The sequence below is a fragment of the Streptomyces sp. SCL15-4 genome (assembly GCF_033366695.1).
Lineage (GTDB): Bacteria > Actinomycetota > Actinomycetes > Streptomycetales > Streptomycetaceae > Streptomyces.
In genome coordinates this window covers 962,985-982,313 of record NZ_JAOBTQ010000001.1, presented here as the reverse complement: position 1 = coordinate 982,313, position 19,329 = coordinate 962,985, and the positions used below count along the sequence as shown (strand labels likewise).

General features: G+C 72.9%; 19 protein-coding genes. 7 read left to right on the top strand and 12 right to left on the bottom strand.

Translation table 11 applies throughout. The features are described 5' to 3' along the window. Positions 1-203: 203 nt before the first annotated feature. Positions 204-707 carry a hypothetical protein gene (locus SCK26_RS04095; RefSeq protein WP_318199868.1) on the top strand — a complete coding sequence of 168 codons (504 nt, stop codon included), beginning with the start codon at positions 204-206 and terminating at the stop codon, positions 705-707. A 66-nt stretch (positions 708-773) separates the two neighbouring features. Here SCK26_RS04095 and SCK26_RS04090 read toward each other — a convergent pair whose 3' ends face one another. Further along, the gene (locus tag SCK26_RS04090) at positions 774-1,862 is read right to left on the bottom strand and encodes a glycerophosphodiester phosphodiesterase family protein (protein ID WP_318199867.1); all 1,089 of its coding nucleotides are present in this window, start codon (positions 1,860-1,862) and stop codon (positions 774-776) included. A 148-nt stretch (positions 1,863-2,010) separates the two neighbouring features. Beyond that, the gene (locus SCK26_RS04085; RefSeq protein ID WP_318199866.1) at positions 2,011-3,132 is read right to left on the bottom strand and encodes a PP2C family protein-serine/threonine phosphatase; all 1,122 of its coding nucleotides are present in this window, start codon (positions 3,130-3,132) and stop codon (positions 2,011-2,013) included. A 249-nt stretch (positions 3,133-3,381) separates the two neighbouring features. On the opposite strand from SCK26_RS04085, the gene SCK26_RS04080 reads away from it, so the two are divergent. The 4 genes from SCK26_RS04080 (at position 3,382) to SCK26_RS04065 (ending at position 6,936) form a co-directional block, all read left to right on the top strand. After that, positions 3,382-4,932: an APC family permease gene (locus SCK26_RS04080; protein WP_318199865.1), complete on the top strand. Its 1,551-nt coding sequence runs from the start codon at positions 3,382-3,384 to the stop codon at positions 4,930-4,932. A gap of 389 nt (positions 4,933-5,321) precedes the next feature. Beyond that, positions 5,322-5,933, top strand: coding sequence for a hypothetical protein (locus SCK26_RS04075; RefSeq protein ID WP_318205905.1), 612 nt, complete (start codon positions 5,322-5,324; stop codon positions 5,931-5,933). Continuing rightward, complete coding sequence (locus tag SCK26_RS04070; RefSeq protein WP_318199864.1) at positions 5,930-6,208, top strand: BON domain-containing protein; 279 nt, start codon at positions 5,930-5,932, stop codon at positions 6,206-6,208. The genes SCK26_RS04075 and SCK26_RS04070 overlap by 4 nt, the downstream gene beginning before the upstream one ends. Continuing rightward, positions 6,205-6,936 carry a metallophosphoesterase family protein gene (locus SCK26_RS04065; protein WP_318199863.1) on the top strand — a complete coding sequence of 244 codons (732 nt, stop codon included), beginning with the start codon at positions 6,205-6,207 and terminating at the stop codon, positions 6,934-6,936. The genes SCK26_RS04070 and SCK26_RS04065 overlap by 4 nt, the downstream gene beginning before the upstream one ends. 16 nt (positions 6,937-6,952) lie before the next feature. Here the strand turns inward: SCK26_RS04065 and SCK26_RS04060 are convergent, their stop codons facing one another. Continuing rightward, positions 6,953-8,200, bottom strand: a complete 1,248-nt coding sequence (locus SCK26_RS04060) for an MFS transporter (protein ID WP_412080832.1) — start codon at positions 8,198-8,200, stop codon at positions 6,953-6,955. A 377-nt stretch (positions 8,201-8,577) separates the two neighbouring features. On the opposite strand from SCK26_RS04060, the gene SCK26_RS04055 reads away from it, so the two are divergent. Next, on the top strand, positions 8,578-8,904 hold the full coding sequence (locus tag SCK26_RS04055) for a DUF6343 family protein (protein WP_318199862.1): 327 nt from the start codon (positions 8,578-8,580) through the stop codon (positions 8,902-8,904). A gap of 3 nt (positions 8,905-8,907) precedes the next feature. Here the strand turns inward: SCK26_RS04055 and SCK26_RS04050 are convergent, their stop codons facing one another. Together SCK26_RS04050 and SCK26_RS04045 are read right to left on the bottom strand one after the other, a co-directional pair. Beyond that, positions 8,908-9,897, bottom strand: coding sequence for an aldo/keto reductase (locus SCK26_RS04050; RefSeq protein ID WP_318199861.1), 990 nt, complete (start codon positions 9,895-9,897; stop codon positions 8,908-8,910). Between the two features lie 123 nt (positions 9,898-10,020). After that, complete coding sequence (locus tag SCK26_RS04045) at positions 10,021-10,626, bottom strand: helix-turn-helix domain-containing protein (protein WP_318199860.1); 606 nt, start codon at positions 10,624-10,626, stop codon at positions 10,021-10,023. Positions 10,627-10,695: 69 nt separating this feature from the next. On the opposite strand from SCK26_RS04045, the gene SCK26_RS04040 reads away from it, so the two are divergent. Beyond that, complete coding sequence (locus SCK26_RS04040; RefSeq protein WP_318199859.1) at positions 10,696-11,589, top strand: NADP-dependent oxidoreductase; 894 nt, start codon at positions 10,696-10,698, stop codon at positions 11,587-11,589. A gap of 150 nt (positions 11,590-11,739) precedes the next feature. Here the strand turns inward: SCK26_RS04040 and SCK26_RS04035 are convergent, their stop codons facing one another. From SCK26_RS04035 to SCK26_RS04005, 7 genes are all read right to left on the bottom strand, one after another. Next, positions 11,740-13,143, bottom strand: coding sequence for a hypothetical protein (locus tag SCK26_RS04035; protein WP_318199858.1), 1,404 nt, complete (start codon positions 13,141-13,143; stop codon positions 11,740-11,742). Positions 13,144-13,526: 383 nt separating this feature from the next. Further along, positions 13,527-14,753: a cytochrome P450 gene (locus SCK26_RS04030; RefSeq protein ID WP_318199857.1), complete on the bottom strand. Its 1,227-nt coding sequence runs from the start codon at positions 14,751-14,753 to the stop codon at positions 13,527-13,529. 107 nt (positions 14,754-14,860) lie between these two features. Next, positions 14,861-16,072 carry a cytochrome P450 gene (locus SCK26_RS04025; RefSeq protein WP_318199856.1) on the bottom strand — a complete coding sequence of 404 codons (1,212 nt, stop codon included), beginning with the start codon at positions 16,070-16,072 and terminating at the stop codon, positions 14,861-14,863. Beyond that, positions 16,069-16,731, bottom strand: a complete 663-nt coding sequence (locus tag SCK26_RS04020; RefSeq protein WP_412080704.1) for a GTP-binding protein — start codon at positions 16,729-16,731, stop codon at positions 16,069-16,071. Before SCK26_RS04020 ends, SCK26_RS04025 begins: the two co-directional genes overlap by 4 nt. Continuing rightward, positions 16,712-17,074: a DUF742 domain-containing protein gene (locus SCK26_RS04015; RefSeq protein WP_318199854.1), complete on the bottom strand. Its 363-nt coding sequence runs from the start codon at positions 17,072-17,074 to the stop codon at positions 16,712-16,714. Before SCK26_RS04015 ends, SCK26_RS04020 begins: the two co-directional genes overlap by 20 nt. Further along, positions 17,071-17,478 (bottom strand): roadblock/LC7 domain-containing protein, encoded by a 408-nt coding sequence (locus SCK26_RS04010; RefSeq protein WP_318199853.1) that lies wholly within the window; start codon positions 17,476-17,478, stop codon positions 17,071-17,073. The genes SCK26_RS04015 and SCK26_RS04010 overlap by 4 nt, the downstream gene beginning before the upstream one ends. Continuing rightward, positions 17,475-19,181: an ATP-binding protein gene (locus tag SCK26_RS04005; protein WP_318199852.1), complete on the bottom strand. Its 1,707-nt coding sequence runs from the start codon at positions 19,179-19,181 to the stop codon at positions 17,475-17,477. The genes SCK26_RS04010 and SCK26_RS04005 overlap by 4 nt, the downstream gene beginning before the upstream one ends. Between the last annotated feature and the right edge of the window lie 148 nt (positions 19,182-19,329).

The window sequence follows — 19,329 nt, the reverse complement described above, 5'->3', positions numbered from 1 at the left end:
ACGACGAGCCGTACGACGGGCCGGGCGGTCGCCGCACCCGCGGCGGCCGGAAGACAGCCCCTGCAACGACCGGAAGCGCCCGCCCCGGCGGGACCGAGGAAACCGCCTCCCGGAACACGGAACCGGAGGGCCCGGAAAGCGGTCTTAAGGACCGTCGACGGCCGGGATGGCCCGGTCGCGGAGAATCCGGGGGAATGAGACGCATGTCCGACCGCACCCGCAAGACCCTCCTCACCGCCACGGCCCTCGCGGCCGGCCTCACCCTGGCCGCCGTCACCCCGGCCCTCGCGGGCGGCACCACGAGCCACACCCCCCGCGCCGCCGCCGTGTCCTCGTCCGCCCAGGGCGATCCGCGGGACGTCACCCAGCACGTGGCCGACTTCTACGGCGCCTACATCGACGCCGTCTGGGCCGCCGAGGACCCCTCGGCCGCGGCGAGCGCCAAGGCCCTGCGCGGCTTCTACCTCTCCGCCGGCGCCCGCAAGACGGTCGCCGCCTACGAGCGGCGCGAGCACGCCGACGGCATCCTGTTCGCGCAGAACGTGCCGGTGAAGTGGAAGGTGGCCTACACCGGTTCCGGCGCCGGGCACGCCACATGCAGGGTCACGCTCACCTGGAGCGACGGCCGGCACCCGCAGGTCAGCCGGATCGACGTGCAGTCCGACCTGAAGACCCGGAAGATCACCGGCCTGAAGCCGGCCCGCTGACCCGGGTGCGGGTCCCGCTCCGCCCCATTCGGGGCGGGACCCGCACCCGTGCCCCCGGGACACCGGTCAGGCGCGGCCGTGCGGGTGGTAGGAACGCGGCAGCCGCATACCCCGGTCGGCCATGATCCGCCGTACCCGGTCGGGGTAGTCGGTGATGATCCCGTCGACGCCGAGGTCCATCAGCGCCTCGACGGTCGCCGGGTCGTCACAGGTCCACGGCACCACCTTCAGTCCCCGGGCGTGCGCCTCGGCGACCATCGCCGCGTCGGAGTAGAACCGGAAACCCGCATCGCCGACCTTGCCGCTCTGCGGGAAGCCGTAGTTGGGGGAGAGGGTCGTCACGCCGGGCAGGGTCGCCGCCGCCCGGACGAAGTCGCCGCCGTAGTCGTCGGCGTCGATCCCGCCGAGCCACGGGGACGCGCCCGGCCGGCCGACCTGGAGGAAGTCGTGGTTCGTCAGCGCCACCAGCGGCCAGGCCGGCGCGAGCCGGTGCATCACCTTCAGCGCGCCCCAGTCGAACGACTGGATGGTGACCTGCCGCTCGACGCCCGAGCGGTGGATCTCCTCGTACACCCGGCGGACGAACACCTCGCGCGGCGCGGTCTGTTCGGGCGCGCCCGCCTCCACCTTGGTCTCGATGTTGAGCTTCACGCTCCGTGCGCGGTAGCGCTCGACCAGGTTCAGGACGTCCCTCAGCTCCACCATCCGGAAGCCCACGACGACCTCCTGCTCGGGGAAGCCGGGCAGTTGCCGGTAGCCGCAGTCCAGTGTCCTGATCTGAGCCAGCGTCAGATCCTTGATGTACTTGCCGACGTACGGGTACACCGGGTCGCCGGGCGTGACCGGGCCGGTGTCCCGGCACTTCACGCCGCTGATCTGCCGGTCGTGGTTGACGACCACCTTCAGGTCCCGGGTGACCTGGGTGTCCAGCTCCAGTGTGGACACCCCGAGCCGCAGCGCCTTGCCGAAGCCCTCCAGTGACTCCTCGGTGGTCATGCCGAGGCCGCCGCGGTGCGCCTGGAGGTCGAAACGGACCGGCGCGTGTGCGTCCGGCGCCGCGTGCGCGGCTCCCGGGGACAGCAGCGCGGGCAGCAGGGCCAGGCCGGCGAGCAGCGGCGCGAGGAGGCGTCGCGCGGGCAGGGGTCGTACGGACATCGGGAACCTCACTCGGGTCCGGGCGGGCGGGGAAGTCCGGCGTCGGGCGCCGCAGATTCTCGCAATGCCGCGCCGTGCCGGGCCACCCTCCGGGCTGAACATCGCCACACGGACGGGTGAACGCCCCCGCCGCCCCGCCGGCGGCCCCTCACCCGTGGTGGCGGCGGCGCTCGGCGGGAGCGCGGTGCAGGGCGACGAGAGCGGCGTCGTCGCCGAGCCGGCCGCCGGCGTGGGCGAGCAGGTCGCGCCGCAGGTGGTGCAACAGCGCCTGAGGGCTGTCCCCGGTCCACCGCGCGACCCGGTCGGCGAGCGGATAGAACCGGCCGTGCGCGTCCCGGGCCTCCACGACCCCGTCGGTGTACAGCAGCAGCGTGTCGCCCGGCTCGAAGGAGAACACGTCCAGCGTGTGCCCGATGCCGTACTGCACCCCGAGCGGCGGCGACGGATGCAGGGCCGGGGCCGTGACGACGTGGCCGGGGCCCAGCAGCAGCGGCGGCGGATGGCCGCAGCTGGTCATCCGGGTCACCGGGTCGCGGTCCGGGATCTCCACGAGCAGCGCGGTGGCGAACCGCTCGCCCTCCTCCTCCGGCGGGTCCAGCTCGGCGGCGTAGCGGGTGATGCTCTGGTCCAGGGCGGTGGCCAGTTCCGTCAGCGGGATGTGCCGGTGCGCGCTCTCCCGGAAGGCGCCGAGCAGCAGCGCCGCCTCCCCGATGGCGGGCAGCCCCTTGCCCCGGACGTCCCCGATCAGCATCCGTACCGTGCCGTCGCACGCCGCCGCCGCGTACAGGTCGCCGCCGATCTGGGCCTCGTCCTCGGCGGCCAGGTACAGCGAGGCGATCCGCAGCGTGCCGATGCGCTCGGGCAGCGGCCACATCAGGACGTGCTGCGCGGCCTCGGCGACCGTGCGGACCCGGGCCAGCTGCGCCTGCCGCCGCTCGCGCAGGGCGCTGTAGACGACGGTGAGCACCACGAGGACGGCGAGGGTGACGATCTGCACGATGTGGTTCGTGGTGCCGAGCCCGCCGTGGGTGACGCCGATGAGCAGCTGCGCGGCGACCGCGAGGGCACCGATGCCGGCGGTGGTGCGGGGGCCGGCGAAGGAAGGAGTGAGCGCGGGGGCGATCACCAGGGCCGGGCCGAGGTGGACGTCGTAGGGCGCCCGCATGTCCACCACGGTGATCACCGCGATGAGCGCGACGGGGAGGGCCGGCAGCGCGCGCGCCGACTGCCACGGCTGCCGCGGTCGTGCGCGTCCGGGCCGGGATGCCATGACCCCAGCGTGCGCCCGGGGTGGAAGCGACGCACGTCACACCGGAAGAATTGGAATCGGACATTCCGGGTGGCTCTTCGGTTCCCGAATACCGGACGGTGATCGCCTTGCCTTCATCAAGCGGATCGACTAGCGTCATTCTCCATTCAAATACCGGCTGGTTTGCCAATTCGGCCTACGAAACAAAGGCACTTCGCGGGTGTTCTGAACCACCTTCAACCGAAATCGCAGCATTTAGCGTGCTGTGTCATGACACAGACGGCAATGACGCCGGACCCCCCTGACACGGCACCTGGCGACGGAGTACGGAGCAAGGGCCTCGGCGGCGATTCCATCGGCCTGCTGGGCAGCGCGGTCATCGGTCTGTCCACCGTGGCCCCGGTCTACTGCCTCACCTCCACGCTCGGCTCCACCGCGGGCGAGGTCGGCCTGCACATGCCGGCCGTCTTCCTCGCCGGCTTCCTCCCGATGCTGCTGGTCGCCTTCGCCTACCGTGAACTGAACAAGGCCGTGCCCGACTGCGGCACCTCCTTCACCTGGACGGTCAAGGCGTTCGGCCCGCACGTCGGCTGGATGTGCGGCTGGGGCCTGGTCATCGCCACCGTGATCGTGCTGTCCAACCTCGCCGGCGTCGCCACCACCTACTTCTGGCTGCTCGCCGGAGAGATCACCGGCAGCGACGCCGTCTCCGGCCTCGACGGCGACAAGGCCGTGCACATCCTCACCTGCCTGGCCCTGATCGCCGCCGCCACCGCGATCAGCTACCGGGGCATGACCACGACGAAGGGCGTGCAGTACGCGCTGGTGGGTCTCCAGCTCGTGGTGCTCGTCCTCTTCGTCGCCCTGGCCCTGGACAAGGCCCGCACCGGCGCCTTCCCCGGACACACCGGCTTCTCCTGGTCCTGGCTCAACCCCTTCGCGGTGGACTCCTTCGCCTCCTTCAGCGCCGGACTGTCCCTGTCGATCTTCATGTACTGGGGCTGGGACACCTGTCTGACCGCCAACGAGGAGACGGTCGGCAGCGAGAAGACCCCGGGCCGGGCCGCCCTGATCGCCATGGTCGTCCTGGTCGGCTCCTACCTCGTCACCGGTGTCGCCGCCCAGATGGCCGTCGGCTCCGGCACCCACGGCCTGGGCCTGGCCAACCCGGACACCTCCGACAACGTCTTCGCCGCCCTGGCCGGCCCGGTCATGGGCCACCTCTGCGGCATCCTGCTCTTCGCCGCCGTCCTCGCCTCGGCCGCCGCCAGCCTCCAGACCACCTTCATCCCGGTCGCCCGCACGGTGCTCGCCATGTCGACGTACCAGGCCCTGCCCGCCTCCTACGCCCGCGTCCACGAACGGTTCCGCACCCCCGGCCGGGCCACCGTCACCGCCGGCATCGCCACCGGCGTCTTCTACGCGGTGATGTCGCTGCTCAGCGAGCACGTCCTGGTCGACACCATCTACGCCCTCGGCCTGATGATCTGCTTCTACTACGCGCTGACCGCGTTCGCCTGCGCCTGGTTCTTCCGCCGCGACCTCACCCGCTCCGCCCGCGACGCCCTCTTCAAGGGCGTCTTCCCGGTGCTCGGCGGACTGCTGCTCACCGCCGTGTTCGGCAAGACGCTGTACGACATGTGGGACCCGGCCTACGGCAGCGGCTCCGCCGTCCTCGGCATCGGCTCCGTCTTCGTCATCGGGGTCGGCCTGCTGCTCCTCGGCGCGGTGATCATGCTGGTGATGCGACGCCGCCATCCGGCCTTCTTCCGCGGGGAGATCCTCACCGCCGGCACGCCGGCGCTCGTCGTGGAGGAGTGAACCCTTGCCGGGCGCCGTGTCGCGGGCGGCGCCCCGGGTACCCGTACGACCCCCGGGCCGATCAGGCGGCCCGGGTCGCAAGGGTGCCGAATGGAGAGGTCATGACGCACGACGGGGAGGACACCACGCACCTCCGGCGACCGGAGTTCACCGAACTCCGCCTCGCCCCCGAGGAGCCGGGCCACGCGCCCACCCCCACCGAGCCACCACTCACGTCCGCTTCCGGTTCGCTTGAGCCGCGACCCGCATCCGCTTCCGGTCCGGCCGGGCCACGCCCCGCTTCCAAGCCGCCCGAGCCACGGCCCGCTTCCGCTTCCGAGCCGCCCGGGCCCCGGCCCGCTGCCGCTTCCCAGGCCGCCGAGGACGGGCCCGCGAACGGCCCGGAGCCGATCGAGCCGGCGGTCGCCTCCGGCCCGGAGCCGGCGGAACTGCCGCACGACCGGAGCCAGGCGATCCTGGAGGCCGCCAAGCAGATCGGCGCCCTCCTCAAACGCGCGGGACACCCCTTCGCGCTCGCCGGAAGCGTCGCCGTCTACGCCCACGGCGGCAGCCGCTACCTCCAGCACGACGCCGACTTCGCCATCCTCCCCGACGACGCCGAGGCGGTGGCCGCCAGCCTGCGGCAGGCCGGACTCGACGTACGGGTCCCGCCGGAGGACTGGCTGATCAAGACCACCTGCCACGGGCAGAACGTCGACATCATCTTCTCCCTGGCCCACCAGCCCGTCACCCGGGAGATGCTCGACCGGGCCCACGTCCTGCCCGTCGACTCGGTGCTCATGCCCGTGCTCAGCCCGACCGACCTGATCCGGAGCCTGATCAGCGCCTTCTCCGAGCACTACTGCGACTTCGGCTCCGTGCTGCCGGTGGCCCGCGCCGTCCGCGAGAAGGTCGACTGGGACACGGTCCGCACGGCCTGCGGCACCGAGCCGATGCCCGCCGCCTTCCTCTTCCTCCTCGAACGGCTGAACGTGATCGACGCCCAGGAGGGGCAGCCATGACCGACACGAGCCCGCCGCCCCCGCCGGCGGCCGGGAACCTCGACTACCGCGTCGCCCATCTCGCCGACCACCTCGCCTCCGGGCAGCTCGGCGAACTCGGCGTACGACTCGAACTGCGCGGCGACGTCGTCCTGCTCACCGGCACCGTGCCGTCCACCCAGTGCCGGGACGACATCCTGCGCATGGCCCGCGAGGAACTGGCGGGGCACCCGGTCCACAGCGACCTGCTCATCGCCGGGACGGCCTCGCCCGACCACGGAGAGGACCTGACATGATCCGCGTCGCGGCCGTCGGGGACATTCACATGGGCCCCGAGAGCCAGGGCACGCTGCGCTCCTCCTTCGAAACCCTGCCCGCGTGCGCCGACGTGCTGCTGCTCGCCGGCGACCTCACCCGGCACGGCACACCGGAGGAGGCCGCGGTCGTCGCCCGCGAGATCAAGGACCTCGGGGTGCCCGTCGTCGCCGTACTCGGCAACCACGACCACCACGACGAACGGCCCGAGGAGGTCACCGCGATCCTCCGGGACGCCGGCGCCCACGTCCTCGAAGGACAGGCCGCCGTCGTCACCGCCGACGGCGCCCGGATCGGAGTGGCCGGCACCAAGGGCTTCGGCGGCGGTTTCGTCGGCCGCTGCGCCGGAGAGTTCGGCGAACCCCTGATGAAGGAGTTCGTCCGCTACACCCGCCGGTGCGCCGACGGCCTGCACAGCGCCCTGAAGGAGCTGGAGGAGCAGGACTGCGACGTCCGCATCGCGCTGACCCACTTCTCGCCGGTGCCCGACACGCTGGCCGGGGAGCCGCTGGAGATCTATCCGTTCCTCGGCAGCTATCTGCTCGCCGAGGCGATCGACACCGCGGGCGCCGATCTCGCCGTACACGGTCATGCCCACGCCGGCACCGAGCACGGCATGACCACCGGCGGGGTCCGCGTGCGCAATGTCGCCCAGCCGGTGATCGGACAGGCCTTCCACGTGTACCACCTGCCCGGTACGGCGGCCTGACCCCGGGCGGGGCCCGTCAGGCGGCCGTGCCCAGGGCCTCGCGGCCGGTCACCTCGCCGTCCCTGGCAACCACCGGCACCGGCACCGGGCCGCCGAGGCGGCGCGCCAGCAGGCCCGCGCCGACCGAGCCGGCGATCAGCAGCCCGCCCGCCACCAGGGCGCCGCGCGCCCCGGCCCACTCCATCAGCAGACCCAGCAGCGGGGGGCCGCCGAGGCTCCACACCGTGCCGACGCTGCTCCACACCCCGAGCACCCGGCCGCGCAGATGCGGCGGCGGATCGGTCTGGAGCACCGCCGTACCGGCGGTGTCGGAGACGGACTCCACGACCGCCATCGGCAGCACCAGCACCAGCAGCACCACCAGCGACGGCGACAGACCGGCCACCACCTGGAGCAGGCCGCCCGCCGCCGCGAGCAGGCCCACGGTGCGCACGGACGGACTGCGCAGCCGGGCGCCGAGCACCGCGCCGATGATGCCGCCGACGGCCAGCACCGTGGAGACCGTGCCGAACGCCCCGGCGCCGCCGGCGAGCGGACCGGTGACGAGGACGGCGAGGGTCAGGCCGTAGTTGCGGCCGAAGACGGAGCTGAGACCCGTGATGCCCGCGAGAGCGACCAGCCGGGGCCTGCGCACGAAGAAGGCCACACCCTCCCGCACGGACATCCCGGCGCCCTCCGGCGTCGCCCGCGGCCCGGCCGCCCGTTCCCCGGCGGCCCCGGGAGCCGGGCGCAGGAACGGCACCACCGAGGCCACGAACAGGAACGACAGCCCGTTGGCGGCGTACGCGGAGGCCGTGCCGAGGAAGCCGACGGCCACTGCGGCCAGCGCGGTGCCGGCCAGCCGCCCCGCGCTGTGCACCAGCGCGCCCACCCCGATCGCCGACGGCACGTCCGGCACGGGCACGAGATCGTTGCCGAGCAGCGCACAGGCCGGCCCGTCGACGGTGGCGATGACGCCGGTCACGGCGGCCAGCACCAGCAGGGTCGTCATGTCGATCCGGTCCAGCGCCACGAGCAGTGCCGTGGTGAAGGCGACCGCGCCGAGCAGCGCCTGACTGACGGCGACCGTCAGCTTCCGGGGCCAGCGGTCCACCGCCGCGCCGCCGAGCAGGCTCACCAGCAGCGCGGGCGCCGCCTGGACGGACATCGACAGCCCGGTCGCCGCGGCCGAGCCCGTGAGGTGCAGCACGAGGAGGTTCTGCACGGTGAGCTGCATCCACGTACCGGCATTGGAGACGAAGTTGGCCGCCGACCACCAGCGCATTCCGCGGTGGCGCAGGGACCGCCACGGCGAACGCGAGGCAGGAAGGGCGTGGGCGGGCGTGGACATGGCAGAGGCACGGGGCACGGCGGGATACTCGACAACCAAGGAGCGGAAGAGAGACCGGCGGGGCCCGCGGGGCCGGCTGCGTCGCACGGTCGGGTCGCCTGGTCAGGGCGCCGACCATGGTGGCAGACGCGAGGGCCCAGTCATCGCCGCACCGGTCTCCGACCGGCCCCGCGGAGCCGGGAAAACGCCCTCCGAGCAGGCCCGTCGGCACCCGCGTGGGGTTCCTCACAAGCCCTCCGGTTCACCGCTCCGGCGCTGGTTACGCGGTCAGGGCACCCGGCGAGGGAGGCGTGTCATGGAGGAGCGGCGTCATGGGTGAGCGACGGCACGGACGGCCGGCGGCACCGATCTCCGGGCCCGGCCGCCGTACTCCTCGCAGCGGCGGGGAACCGGCCACCGCGCGCAGCGCCCTCCGCCTGCGGCTGCTGCTGTCCGCCGTCTTCCTTCCCGTCTTCGCCGCGGCGACCGCCGCCTTCGCGCTCCGGGCCGCGCACCAGGGCCCGGATGACAGCCCGGGCACCGGCCCGCTGACCGCCCTCGCGGTGGTCTGCGGCCTCCTCGCGCCGGCGGCGGCGGTGGACCTCGCGGTGGTCTCGGCCCGGGGCCGCCGGGAGCGCTCCGGCGGCCCTACGGCCTGATCGCTACAGGTTGACGGCGCGCATCCCCGCCTCGTCGTACCGCTCGCCCGCCGCCTCGGGCAGCTCGGCGTCGATGCGGGCCAGGTCCTCCCCGGTCAGCTCGATGCCGGCCGCGGCGGCGTTCTGCTCCAGGTAGGCACGGCGCTTGGTGCCCGGAATCGGCACCAGGTCCTCGCCCCGGGCCAGCACCCAGGCGATGGCCAGCTGGGCCGGCGTCACGTCCTTCTCGGCGGCGATCTCCTTGACCTTCTCCGCGAGGCGCAGGTTCGCCGCCAGGTTGGCGTCCGTGAAGCGCGGGTTCGTACGGCGGTAGTCGTCCGGGTCCAGCTCGTCCGGCGAGGAGAAGCGGCCCGCGAGGAAGCCCCGGCCGAGCGGCGAGTACGGCACGAACCCGATGCCCAGTTCCCGGCACGCGGGCAGCACCTCGGCCTCCACGTCCCGCGACCAGAGCGAGTACTCGCTCTGCACGGCGGTGATCGGATGCACGGCGTGGGCGCGCCGGATGGTCTCCGCGCTCGCCTCGCTCAGCCCGATGTGGCGCACCTTGCCCGCGGCGACCAGCTCGCCGAGCGCGCCGACGGTCTCCTCGATGGGCACGTTCGGGTCGACGCGGTGCTGGTAGTACAGGTCGATGTGGTCGGTGCCCAGGCGTTGCAGCGAGCCGTCCACCGAGCTGCGGACATGCCCGGCCGAGCCGTCCTGCGGGCCGACCGTGCTCAGATCACCGGGCACGGCGTCGTCCATCCGGTAATTGAACTTCGTGGCGATCACATACTCGTCCCGGTGCCCCTTGACCGCCTCGCCGACCAGCGACTCGTTGGTGAGCGGGCCGTACATCTGCGCGGTGTCGAGGAAGTCGATACCGAGATCCAGGGCCCGCCGAATGGTCGCGATCCCCTCCGCCCGGTCGGCAGAGCCGTAGAAGGCGGACATTCCCATGCACCCGAGCCCGAGGGCCGAAACTCGAAGGGTTCCCAGACTGCGCTTTTCCATGAGGTTCCTTTCGCACACTGGGCTGTCGTCTCTCCGGCGACGCTACGAGCTGAAGCGCACTCGAAGTCAAGGCGGACTCGGGCATGCGGGTGGCGGGGCCGGCGCCGGGCGGACGTGTCCTGGCTATGGACCCGCCGTGCCGGTCGGGTGCGCGGAGGGGGCGGTGGCCTCCCAGGCCGCCTCGATCATCCGGAAGACCTCGTCCACCGCGGCCTTCGGGTCGGCCGTCTCACGAGCCAGTGAATAGGCGTCGATCGCGAATCTCGCGATCGCCCGGCAGGCCGTTGTGGTCCGTGACGGTCCGGGAGCGGCGGCGATGGCCGTCGCCAGCGACTCCGCGTGGCGCAGCCTCATCGACTCCTCGTACTTCCGCAGCGCGGGTGACGCGTCGATCATGCGCCAGATCGGGGCGGCGCTGTCCGCCGTGCAGTGGCGCACCAGGGCCTGGATCTCCCGGCGCAGCGCGGGGACGAGCGGCTCGTGTGGCGCCCGGTCGGTGACCGCCCGCGTGAGGCGTTGCTCGAAGTCCGCGTCCTGCTCGAAGACCAGGGCCTCTTTCGAGGCGAAGTGAGAGAAGAGCGTGGTGACGGCCACGTCGGCCTCGGCAGCCACATCGCGGATGCCTACCGCGTCGTATCCGCGTTCCAGGAAGAGCCGCAGCGCGGCGTCGGCGATCTTCTGGCGGGTCGCGGCCTTCTTGCGCTCACGGCGTCCGGTCGGCACGGTCATGACCTCACGCTATCAGGTGCACATCACTAACGAGTCCAAAACACTAACCGTTAGTGTTATGTTCGCCGCATGAAAAAAGTGAGCTTCGCCGAGTTCGGCGGCCCGGACGTCCTGCGACTCATCGATGCCGAGGAGCCCCACGCGGGCCCCGGCCAGGTGCGCATCGCCGTGCGGGCGGCGGGCGTGAACCCCGTCGACTGGAGGATCCGTGAAGGCCAGGTCCTGGGGGCCCATCCGACCGAGCTGCCCTCAGGAGTCGGGCTGGACGCCGCCGGGGTGGTGGACGAGGTCGGTGCGGGCGTCGGAGGGGTCGCGGTCGGCGACCGTGTGTTCGGCGAGGGTGCGAGCACGTACGCCGAGTTCGCCGTGCTGTCGGCCTGGGCCCGTATGCCCGAGGGGCTGACCTTCGAGGAGGCGGCCGGGTATCCCTCCGTGGTGGAGACCGCGCTGCGCGTCATCCGCGAGGTCGGTGTGCGGCCCGGGCAGACGCTGCTGGTCAGCGGCGCGTCCGGAGGAGTCGGATCGGCGGTGCTGCAGATCGCCCGTGACCGTGGCATCAAGGTGATCGGTACGGCCGGGGCCGCGAACCAGGACTACCTGCGGAGCCTGGGTGCCCTGGCCACGACGTACGGCGAGGGCTGGGCCGAGCGGGTGCGGGCGCTCGGCCGTGTCGACGCGGCTCTCGACCTGGCCGGCTCCGGCGTGATCCGCGGGCTCGTCGAGCTGACCGGGGACGCGCGGAAGGTGATCTCCATCGCCGATCTCGACGCGCCGAGGTTCGGTGTCCGGTTCTCCGGCGTGGCCGGGAGCGTGCCGGAGGCGCTCGCCGAGGCCGTCGGCCTCATCTCGCGGGGAAAGCTCCGCATCCCGGTCGAGAAGGCATACCCGCTCGCCGAGGCCGCGGCGGCACACGTCGACAGCCAGGCCGGCCACACGCGCGGACGCCGGGTGCTGGTCGTCTGAAGGAGGCCGCGCGGCGCCCTCACGCACGAAGTGAGGACGCCGCGCGGCCGGGATCACGCCGGTCCATCGGAGAGGAGGGCTTGACCGGAGGCGGTCACTCCGCCGTGCGGGGTCCCGTTGCTCCGTGGGTGGTTCAGGTGGCGTCTGCCGCTACGCGCGCGCCGCGCACGGGTCACAGCAGGACGGGGCGGGTTCGACGCAGATGGTGACGGAGTCGGTGTTGTCGGAGGTGTCCGGCTCCGTCTCGTTGCCGGTCACCGAGGCGGTGTTGGTGAGCGAGCCGGCCTCCGTGGCCTTGGCCCGCAGGACGAGGGTCGCGGTGGCGCCGTCGGGTACGTCGCCTGCCGTCCACTCGCCGGTGGCCGGGTCGTACGTGCCGGAGGCGCTGTCGGCGGACAGGAAGGCGAGGCCGTACGGCAGCTCGTCGGTCACGACGACGCCGGTGGCCTCGTTCGGGCCGGAGTTGCGGACGGTGATGCGGTACGTCACCGTCTGGCCGACGGTCACCGTGGTCGCGTCGGCCGCCTTCGTCACGGCCAGGTCGGCGGCCGCGAGGACCTCGGTGACCTGCTCGTTCGACGTGGCGGTCAGCGGTTTCGGGGTGTCGCCGAGCCGGTTCTCGTAGGCGGCGGTGGCGGTGTTGCTGATCTGTGTGCCGCCGGCGGACCGGCCGATCAGCACCCGGTACTCCACCGTGGTGCCCGCCGGTACGGTCTCGGTGCTGGGCAGCGTGCCGCCCTGGCCGGCGGACGCGCCGTTGCCCAGGTGGAAGACGACCCTGTTGGCGTCCTCGTCGAAGTACGCCTGGTCGTCGCCCTGCGCGTCGGTCTTCGGGCCCGCGTTCGGGCCGTCGACGATGCGCAGGGACCCGGGCACGTACGTCGTGCCCTCCGGGATGTCGTCGCTCAGCACGAGGTTCTCCGCCGAGCCGCCGCCCTCGTTCTTCGCGGTGACGCGGTAGGTGATCACGTCGCCCACCTCCAGCGGCCCGACGGGAATGGCGGACTTGGTCAGCTCCACGAAGGGAGCGGTGCCGAAGAACACGCCGTCGAGGAAGTTGCCGACGCTGCGGTTGCCGCCGGCCGCGGAGACGGACCGGAAGGAGAAGCGCGTCGTCGTCTGTCCCGCCGGGACGGTGTAGGTGCCGGTGTAGAAGCCCCAGGCGGCGGTGCCGTCGGTGAAGCGCCGCTGTTCCACCGGTGCGCCTGGCGCGCCGATGTCCAGGGCCATGGTGTCCTGTCCCAGGCGGCCACGGTGGTAGAGCCGCCAGTACAGCGTGGACCCGGGCGTGGTCGGCAGGTCCTGGTAGAGCGTGGAGACCTGGTTGGCGTTCAGCTCGGCGAACTGGGAACCCTCCGCCGAGGGAACGCCGTTGAAGCCCGACCGCCACAGTTCGATCATGTGGTCGGACGCGGTGGTGAGCCAGCCCGGGACCCGGGTGGGCGCCTGTGTCTGCGAGGCGTCCGGCAGGATCGCCATGCCGGCGACCGGAGGCTGTTCGAAGCCGCCGTTCACGAGCGTGACCCGGAGCGGAGCGGCGGGAGGTGTGGTCATGGGTCTTCCCCTTGCGTCGGCGTTGCGGAAGTGCGCCCCTACCGGCCACGAATGCGCCGGCGGCGACGCCCGAACGCCTGTCAGGGCAGCGCATTCGCGTGACCTCGGGAAGAGACGGCCGAACGGCTCACGCCAACCTGGCGGGGCGGGTTTCAACGGCCCTTCCCCGACGCCCCTTTTCCCTCGATCGCCCGTCGCCGCCCGGACCGTGCCACTCCGGCCACCCATGTCCGCCTGACACCAAGCGCCAGCTCAGCCGTGGCCGAAAACGCCTGCTCACCTCCGTGCCGCTCACCCTTTCCCAGCATGAATCGACGGGCGCGAAGTTGACGCCCTCGGTGCACGGCACCGCTGCCGCGCGCCGAGGGCGCTGCGCCGGTGCGCTAGGGGGTGAGTCGTACAGGCAGTTCGAAGAGGTCGTTCTGGGTGACCACCGGCTTGTTGCGCAGCTCGCTCGCCGGCACCGCCAGGTCAAGGCCGGGGAAACGGGCGTACAGCGCCGGCAGAGCGACCCCCGCCTCCAGCCGGGACAGGGCGGCGCCGGGGCAGACGTGCGGGCCGTGGCCGAAGGAGATGTGCCGGTTGCGCGTCTCGCGGGTGATGTCGAACCGGCCCGCGGTCGGGCCGTGCGCGTGCTCGTCGCGGCCGATCGCGCCGTACGACACGATCAGCGCGTCCCCGGCCGGGATCACCTTGTCGCCGACCGGCACGTCCTCGGTCGCGAACCGGATCAGGACGTGCGAGGTGGGCGTGGAGTAGCGCAGCGTCTCCTCGATCACCGCCGACCAGTCGGCCTGCCCGGACAGCACCAGGGCGCGCTGCTCGGGATGGGTGGAGAGGTTGACGACGGCGTTGACGATCAGCGAGATCGTCGTCTCGTGGCCGGCCGCCACCATCAGCTGGAGCGTGGAGACGATCTCCTCGTCGGTGAGCCGGTCGCCGTCCTCCGCCGCGAGGATCAGCGCGCTGGTCAGGTCGTCACCGGGCGCGGCCCGCTTCGCCGCCACCGTCTCGCCCATGATCCGCGCCAGCTCGGTGAGGGTCGCCACGACCTCCTGTGGCGGGGTCTGCGTGGAGAAGAACTTCTCGAACAGCACCTTCAGCCGGGGCAGCCGCGCCTCCTCGATGCCCATCAGGTCGGCGATGACGTACATCGGCAGCGGATAGGCGAAGGCCGACTTCAGGTCGACGGTCCCGCCGTCCGCGGGCAGCGCGTCCAGCAGGTCCTGGGTGAGCTTCCCGATCCGCTCCCGCATCCGCTCCACACGGCGCGGGGTGAGCGCCTGCGCGACCAGCGTGCGCAGCCGGCGGTGGTCGGCGCCGTCGACCGTGAGCATGGAGCGGCCCGGGTTGGCCAGGCCGATCAGCGGCCAGTCGGCCGGTATCTCGCCGCGCCGCCAGGCACCCCACACATTGATGTCCTTCACCAGACGCGGGTCGGTGAGCAGCGCCTTGGCCTCGGCGTGGTGGGTGACGGCCCACACCGGGACCCCGCCCGGCAGCTCGACCGCGGCGAGCGGACCGGCCGCGCGCAGCGCCGCGCTCTCGGCGTCCAGGTCGGTGACGAAGGGGTCCAGGGCGATGCGGGGTGCTGCGGTACCGGTCGTCATCGTGACGTGCCTCCCAGGTCGGGGTCGGAAGTGCGCGGGTACGGCGCCGGTCCGGGGACGAATCCGGACCCCCGGCCGTACGACGCACCGGCCGGGGCGACGCGGGATCAGCGGGCTGGTACGGGAGTGAACCGGACGGGGAGTCTGGTCAGTCCTCTCAGCCAGGGCGAGGGCCGTCGGGTGAGGGAGTCGGCGGGCACCGCCAGGTCGATGTCCGGCAGCCGGTCCAGCACCACCTCGATGCCGGTCCGCGCGATCACCTCGGCGACCTCCTGCGCGGGGAACGGGCAGCGGTGCTCACCGTGGCCGAAGGAGAAGTGCGCGTTGTTGCCGCCGGTCAGCACCGAGGCGTCGGTCCGCACCTGCGGATCGGAGTTGGCGCCCTGCAGACCGAGCAGCAGCAGGTCGCCGGCGCGGACGGCCCGGCCGCCGAGGCGGGTGTCGCGGGCGGCCCAGCGGCCCGCCACGTTCTGCGTGGGCGTGTCCTCCCACAGCACCTCGTTCATCGCCTCGGCGACGCTGTTGCGCCCGCCGAACAGGGAGGCGGCGAACCGCTCGTCGGTCAGCATCAGCCGCAGCGAGTTGCCGATCCAGTCGGCGGTCGGCTGGTGCCCGGCCGCCAGCATCACCATCAGGTCCTGCACGATCTCCTCGTCGCCGAAGCCGCTGTCGTCGGCGAGCATCCGGGAGACCACGTCGTTGGCGGGCTCCTTCTTCCGGTCCGCGACCAGCCGGGCCATCGAACCGGCCAGGTGCGCCTGCCCGGCCAGCGCCCGCTCCCGGCCGTCGATCATGTCGTTCAGGGCGGTGACGAGCCCGGGGCCGTCCTCGTCGGAGAAGCCGTACAGCCGGGCCAGGACCCGCACCGGCAGCAGCATCGCGTACTGCGCGATCAGATCGGCCTCGCCCGCGGCGCACAGCGCGTCGATCAGCTCGTCCGCGAACCGCTCGGCGTGCCCGCGCAGTTCGAACGCGTCCACCGCCTCCAGCGCGTTGCTCACCATCGCCGCGCGCTGCCGGTGCCGTTCGCCGACGGTGTAGAGGATCGACGGCTGCTTGCGCCCGATCATCGGCAGCAGCGGCCAGTCCGCGGGAATGTTCTCCCACTGGTTCCACAGGTCCGAGTCCCGGCTGAACAGCACGGGATCGCCGGTGACCTGGTGCAGTTCCCGGTAGCCGAGCACCAGCCAGGCCGGGATGTCACCGTCGAGCAGCACCGGCACCACGGCGCCGTGGTCGCGCCGCATCTCCCGGTACAGGCGGGCGGGTTCGGTCTGGAACCGGGGACCGCTGAGCGGGACGGCGTCGGGGGTGGTCACACGAACTCCTGTCGGGGCAGGCCCGCCCGCGCGGACGGGTCGGCGTACCGGTTCTTCACGTGCTGCACCAGCGTGATCAGCACCTGTTTGCCCGACTCCCGGGAGCGGGCGTCGCAGTCGACCAGCGGCACCTGCGGATCGAGGTCGAGGGCCTCGCGGACGTCCGCCCCGGCACGCACCGGGCCGCCGAAGTCGTTGCAGGCCACGATGAACGGCGTGCCGTGGTGCTCCAGCCGGTCGATGGCGTACCAGGAATCGTCGATCCGCCGGGTGTCGACCAGGACGACCGCGCCCAGCGTGCCGGTGAACAGGCGGTCCCACAGGAACCAGAACCGTTCCTGGCCCGGCGCGCCGAACAGGTACAGCACATTGCGCGCGTCCAGCGTGATCCGGCCGAAGTCGAAGGCCACGGTGGTCGCGGACTTGCCGCGGACCTGGGCGATGTCGTCGATCGCCGCGCCGGCCTGGGTCATCGTCTCCTCGGTGTTGAGGGGACGGATCTCGCTGACCGAGCGGACCAGCGTGGTCTTGCCGACGCCGAAGCCGCCCACGACCACGATCTTGAAGCCTTGGTCGGCGGAGGCACTCAACGGGGTGCTCCTCCGCTCTCGGCTCCGCTCGAGCGGGGGGACCCCCATGTCAGAGGTTGCGAAGTCCAACGAGCACCTGCTCCAGGATGTCGGGATCGGTGATGGCCGGGCGGCGCGGATGCCGGGCGCTGACCCGGCCCGCCGCCAGCAGATCGGCCAGCAGGACCTTGGTGATGCCCACGGGCAGCCGCAGCTCGGCGGCGATCTCCACCACCGAGGTGGGTGACTGGGCCAGCTTCAGGATCGCCACGTGCTCCGACTGCAGGCCGGCCGTCGGCTCCGACTCGGCCACCACGAGGGTGACCAGGTCGAAGGGGTTGTCGGGATCGGACCGGCTGCGGCCCTGGGTGATGGTGTACAGCCGGTCGGGAGCGTCGTCGCGGCCCGGACGGTTCCTGCCGGGTCCGCTCATGACGTACGGGGCAGAGCGGTCAGGTACGCGCCGAGCTGCTCCACCAGCTCGCTCATGTTGTGCCCGACGACACCGGCGTCCGCGTCCTCGGTGGTGATCACGGCCAGATGGGCGCCGGCGCCCGCTTCCACGATGAACAGCACACCGCCGTAGAACTCGGTCATCGCCGAGCGCACGCCGCCGCTGCCGTCGCCGAACTCCACGGACGCGCCGTGCGACAGCGACTGGATGCCGGCGGCGATCGCGGCCAGCTGGTCGGCCTGGTCGACGCTCAGCTCCGGCGTCCGGCACAGCTTCAGCCCGTCCCGGGACAGCACGAGCGCGTGCCGGGCACCCGGGGTCCTCTCCAGCAGGCCCTCCAGGAGCCAGGTGAGCTTGTCGTCGGCGGTGGTCGGGCCGGTCATGAAGTGGTGTCGCCTTCCGGGTGCGCGTGCGTGTGCGAGAGGGAGGAGCCTGGGGAGCCGTGCTCGCCGGGGCCGTACGGGGCAGGGCCGGCCGGCGTGTCGGCCGACGGGGGCGCGGGTGTCGAAGCGCCGGTGCGCGCCGGAGAGGCGGCGGTGTGGTCGTCCGGTGCCGGCGCGTGGGCCGCGCCGGACGCGCCCGCCGGTCCGGAGGAACCGGCCGGGACTTCGTCCTCCGGCGCACCGGCCGTGGCTCCGGGCCGCGGGCCGGCCGGTGCCGACGGGCGGACGGCCTGGCGGAAGCTGCTGAAGCGGGCGGCGCGGGCCTTGCCCTCGTCGGCGGTCGGCGCGGTGCGCGCTTCGGTGCCGGACGCGGACCGGGCGCGCTCGGCCTCGGCGAGCGTGCGGCCCCGGCGCCGCTTGGGCAGCCCGGCCGGGCCCGGTTCCGGCGGCGCGGCGGACTCGTGGACCGGAGCGGCCTCCGGGGCGGTCGGCGCCGGCGCGGGCGTTCCGCCGTGCACGGGCGTCGCGCCCGGCGCGGGCGGGGCCGCGGCGGCCGGTTCGGCCGGGGCCGGGCCGGTCAGGATGGACTGCGGGATGAGCAGCAGCACGCCCGTGCCGCCGCGCGCGGAGGGCCGGAACGACACCTTGAGCCCGTGCTTGCGGGCGAGCCGCCCGACCACGGCGAGCCCGAGCCGGGTGCCGGTGAGACCGCCCAGCTCGGAGACGTCCCCGGCGACCGCCCGTTCGGCGCGGCGCAGCTGCACATCGCCCATCACCAGCCCGCTGTCCTCCACCGACACGATGACCCCGGCCGGCACCTCCTCCACGTAGACGTGGACCTCGGCCGTGGGCGGCGAGAAGTTCGCGGCGTTGTCGAGGAGTTCGGCGAGCGCGTGCATCACGCCCTCGGCGGCGTGCCCGGCGACGGCGGCCTCGCTCGTCGAGTGCACCCGCACCCGCCGGTACCCGGCGATCCGGCCCATCGCGCCGCGCAGGATCGACTCCATCCCGATCGGCCGCGCCCACCGGCGCCCCGAACGCGCCCCGGTGAGCACGGCGATGGAGTCCGCGAGCCGGCCGGCCTGGGCGGTGCGGTGGTCGAGGTGCAGCAGATCGGTCAGCACGTCCTCGTCGGTGTGCCGCTCCTCCATCGCGCGCAGGTCGGCGAGCGTGGCCGTGGCCAGGGCCTGCATCCGGCCGGCGGCGTTGGAGGTCGCGGAGATCGCGGCCGACCGCTCGCGCCGGGCCTGCTCCAACTCGCCCGCCAGGCGGGCGTTCTCCTGCCGGAACCGGTCCAGCTCCCGGGTGCCCTCCGCGACCAGGTGGTCCCGCTCGGCGGCGAAGGACTCCGTCAGCTCGGCGCGCTGCCGGGCCAGTTCGTCGAGGAGGCGCTGCTGCTCCTGGCGGGCCTCCTCGGTCGTACGGGCCTGCTGCTGGAGCAGCCGTCCGATGTCCTGGGTGACGCCCTCCAGCCGCTGCCGGGCGTTCCGCGCGGAGCGCCGCGCGTGCGCGGCCGTGGCCACCGCGGCGCTGAGGACGACCGCCGCCACGGCCCCGCCCCCGGCGAGCGGGGTGCGCACCGAGCCCGGGGCCACCGCCACGGCCGCGCAGACCGCGAGCGCCGACAGCACACCGGTCACGGCGAGAGCGGAGACGAACGTACGGAGGGAGGGTCGGTCGCCGGGGTGCGTGGGCGCGGTCATCGGTCCGGTCTGGTCCTCGTGCGGCTGGGAGACATGGCACAGGTCGTGAACTCGCGGTCACTATACGAGAGTTCGTGATCAAAAAAGAACGGGTCCCGTTACGTTCCCTGATCTCGACGGTCATTCGCGCCGCAATGCCGGGATCAGG

Excerpts from the sequence above, each read along its gene's own strand:
- SCK26_RS04050 (WP_318199861.1), bottom strand. The coding sequence starts at position 9,897 with ATGGAAAAGCGCAGTCTGGGAACCCTTCGAGTTTCGGCCCTCGGGCTC.
- SCK26_RS04045 (WP_318199860.1), bottom strand. The coding sequence starts at position 10,626 with ATGACCGTGCCGACCGGACGCCGTGAGCGCAAGAAGGCCGCGACCCGC.
- SCK26_RS04080 (WP_318199865.1), top strand. The coding sequence starts at position 3,382 with ATGACACAGACGGCAATGACGCCGGACCCCCCTGACACGGCACCTGGC.
- SCK26_RS04090 (WP_318199867.1), bottom strand. The coding sequence starts at position 1,862 with ATGTCCGTACGACCCCTGCCCGCGCGACGCCTCCTCGCGCCGCTGCTC.
- SCK26_RS04060 (WP_412080832.1), bottom strand. The coding sequence starts at position 8,200 with ATGCGCTGGTGGTCGGCGGCCAACTTCGTCTCCAATGCCGGTACGTGG.
- SCK26_RS04085 (WP_318199866.1), bottom strand. The coding sequence starts at position 3,132 with ATGGCATCCCGGCCCGGACGCGCACGACCGCGGCAGCCGTGGCAGTCG.
- SCK26_RS04005 (WP_318199852.1), bottom strand. The coding sequence starts at position 19,181 with ATGACCGCGCCCACGCACCCCGGCGACCGACCCTCCCTCCGTACGTTC.
- SCK26_RS04030 (WP_318199857.1), bottom strand. The coding sequence starts at position 14,753 with ATGACGACCGGTACCGCAGCACCCCGCATCGCCCTGGACCCCTTCGTC.
- SCK26_RS04040 (WP_318199859.1), top strand. The coding sequence starts at position 10,696 with ATGAAAAAAGTGAGCTTCGCCGAGTTCGGCGGCCCGGACGTCCTGCGA.
- SCK26_RS04070 (WP_318199864.1), top strand. The coding sequence starts at position 5,930 with ATGACCGACACGAGCCCGCCGCCCCCGCCGGCGGCCGGGAACCTCGAC.
- SCK26_RS04095 (WP_318199868.1), top strand. The coding sequence starts at position 204 with ATGTCCGACCGCACCCGCAAGACCCTCCTCACCGCCACGGCCCTCGCG.
- SCK26_RS04015 (WP_318199854.1), bottom strand. The coding sequence starts at position 17,074 with ATGAGCGGACCCGGCAGGAACCGTCCGGGCCGCGACGACGCTCCCGAC.
- SCK26_RS04065 (WP_318199863.1), top strand. The coding sequence starts at position 6,205 with ATGATCCGCGTCGCGGCCGTCGGGGACATTCACATGGGCCCCGAGAGC.
- SCK26_RS04055 (WP_318199862.1), top strand. The coding sequence starts at position 8,578 with ATGGGTGAGCGACGGCACGGACGGCCGGCGGCACCGATCTCCGGGCCC.
- SCK26_RS04035 (WP_318199858.1), bottom strand. The coding sequence starts at position 13,143 with ATGACCACACCTCCCGCCGCTCCGCTCCGGGTCACGCTCGTGAACGGC.
- SCK26_RS04010 (WP_318199853.1), bottom strand. The coding sequence starts at position 17,478 with ATGACCGGCCCGACCACCGCCGACGACAAGCTCACCTGGCTCCTGGAG.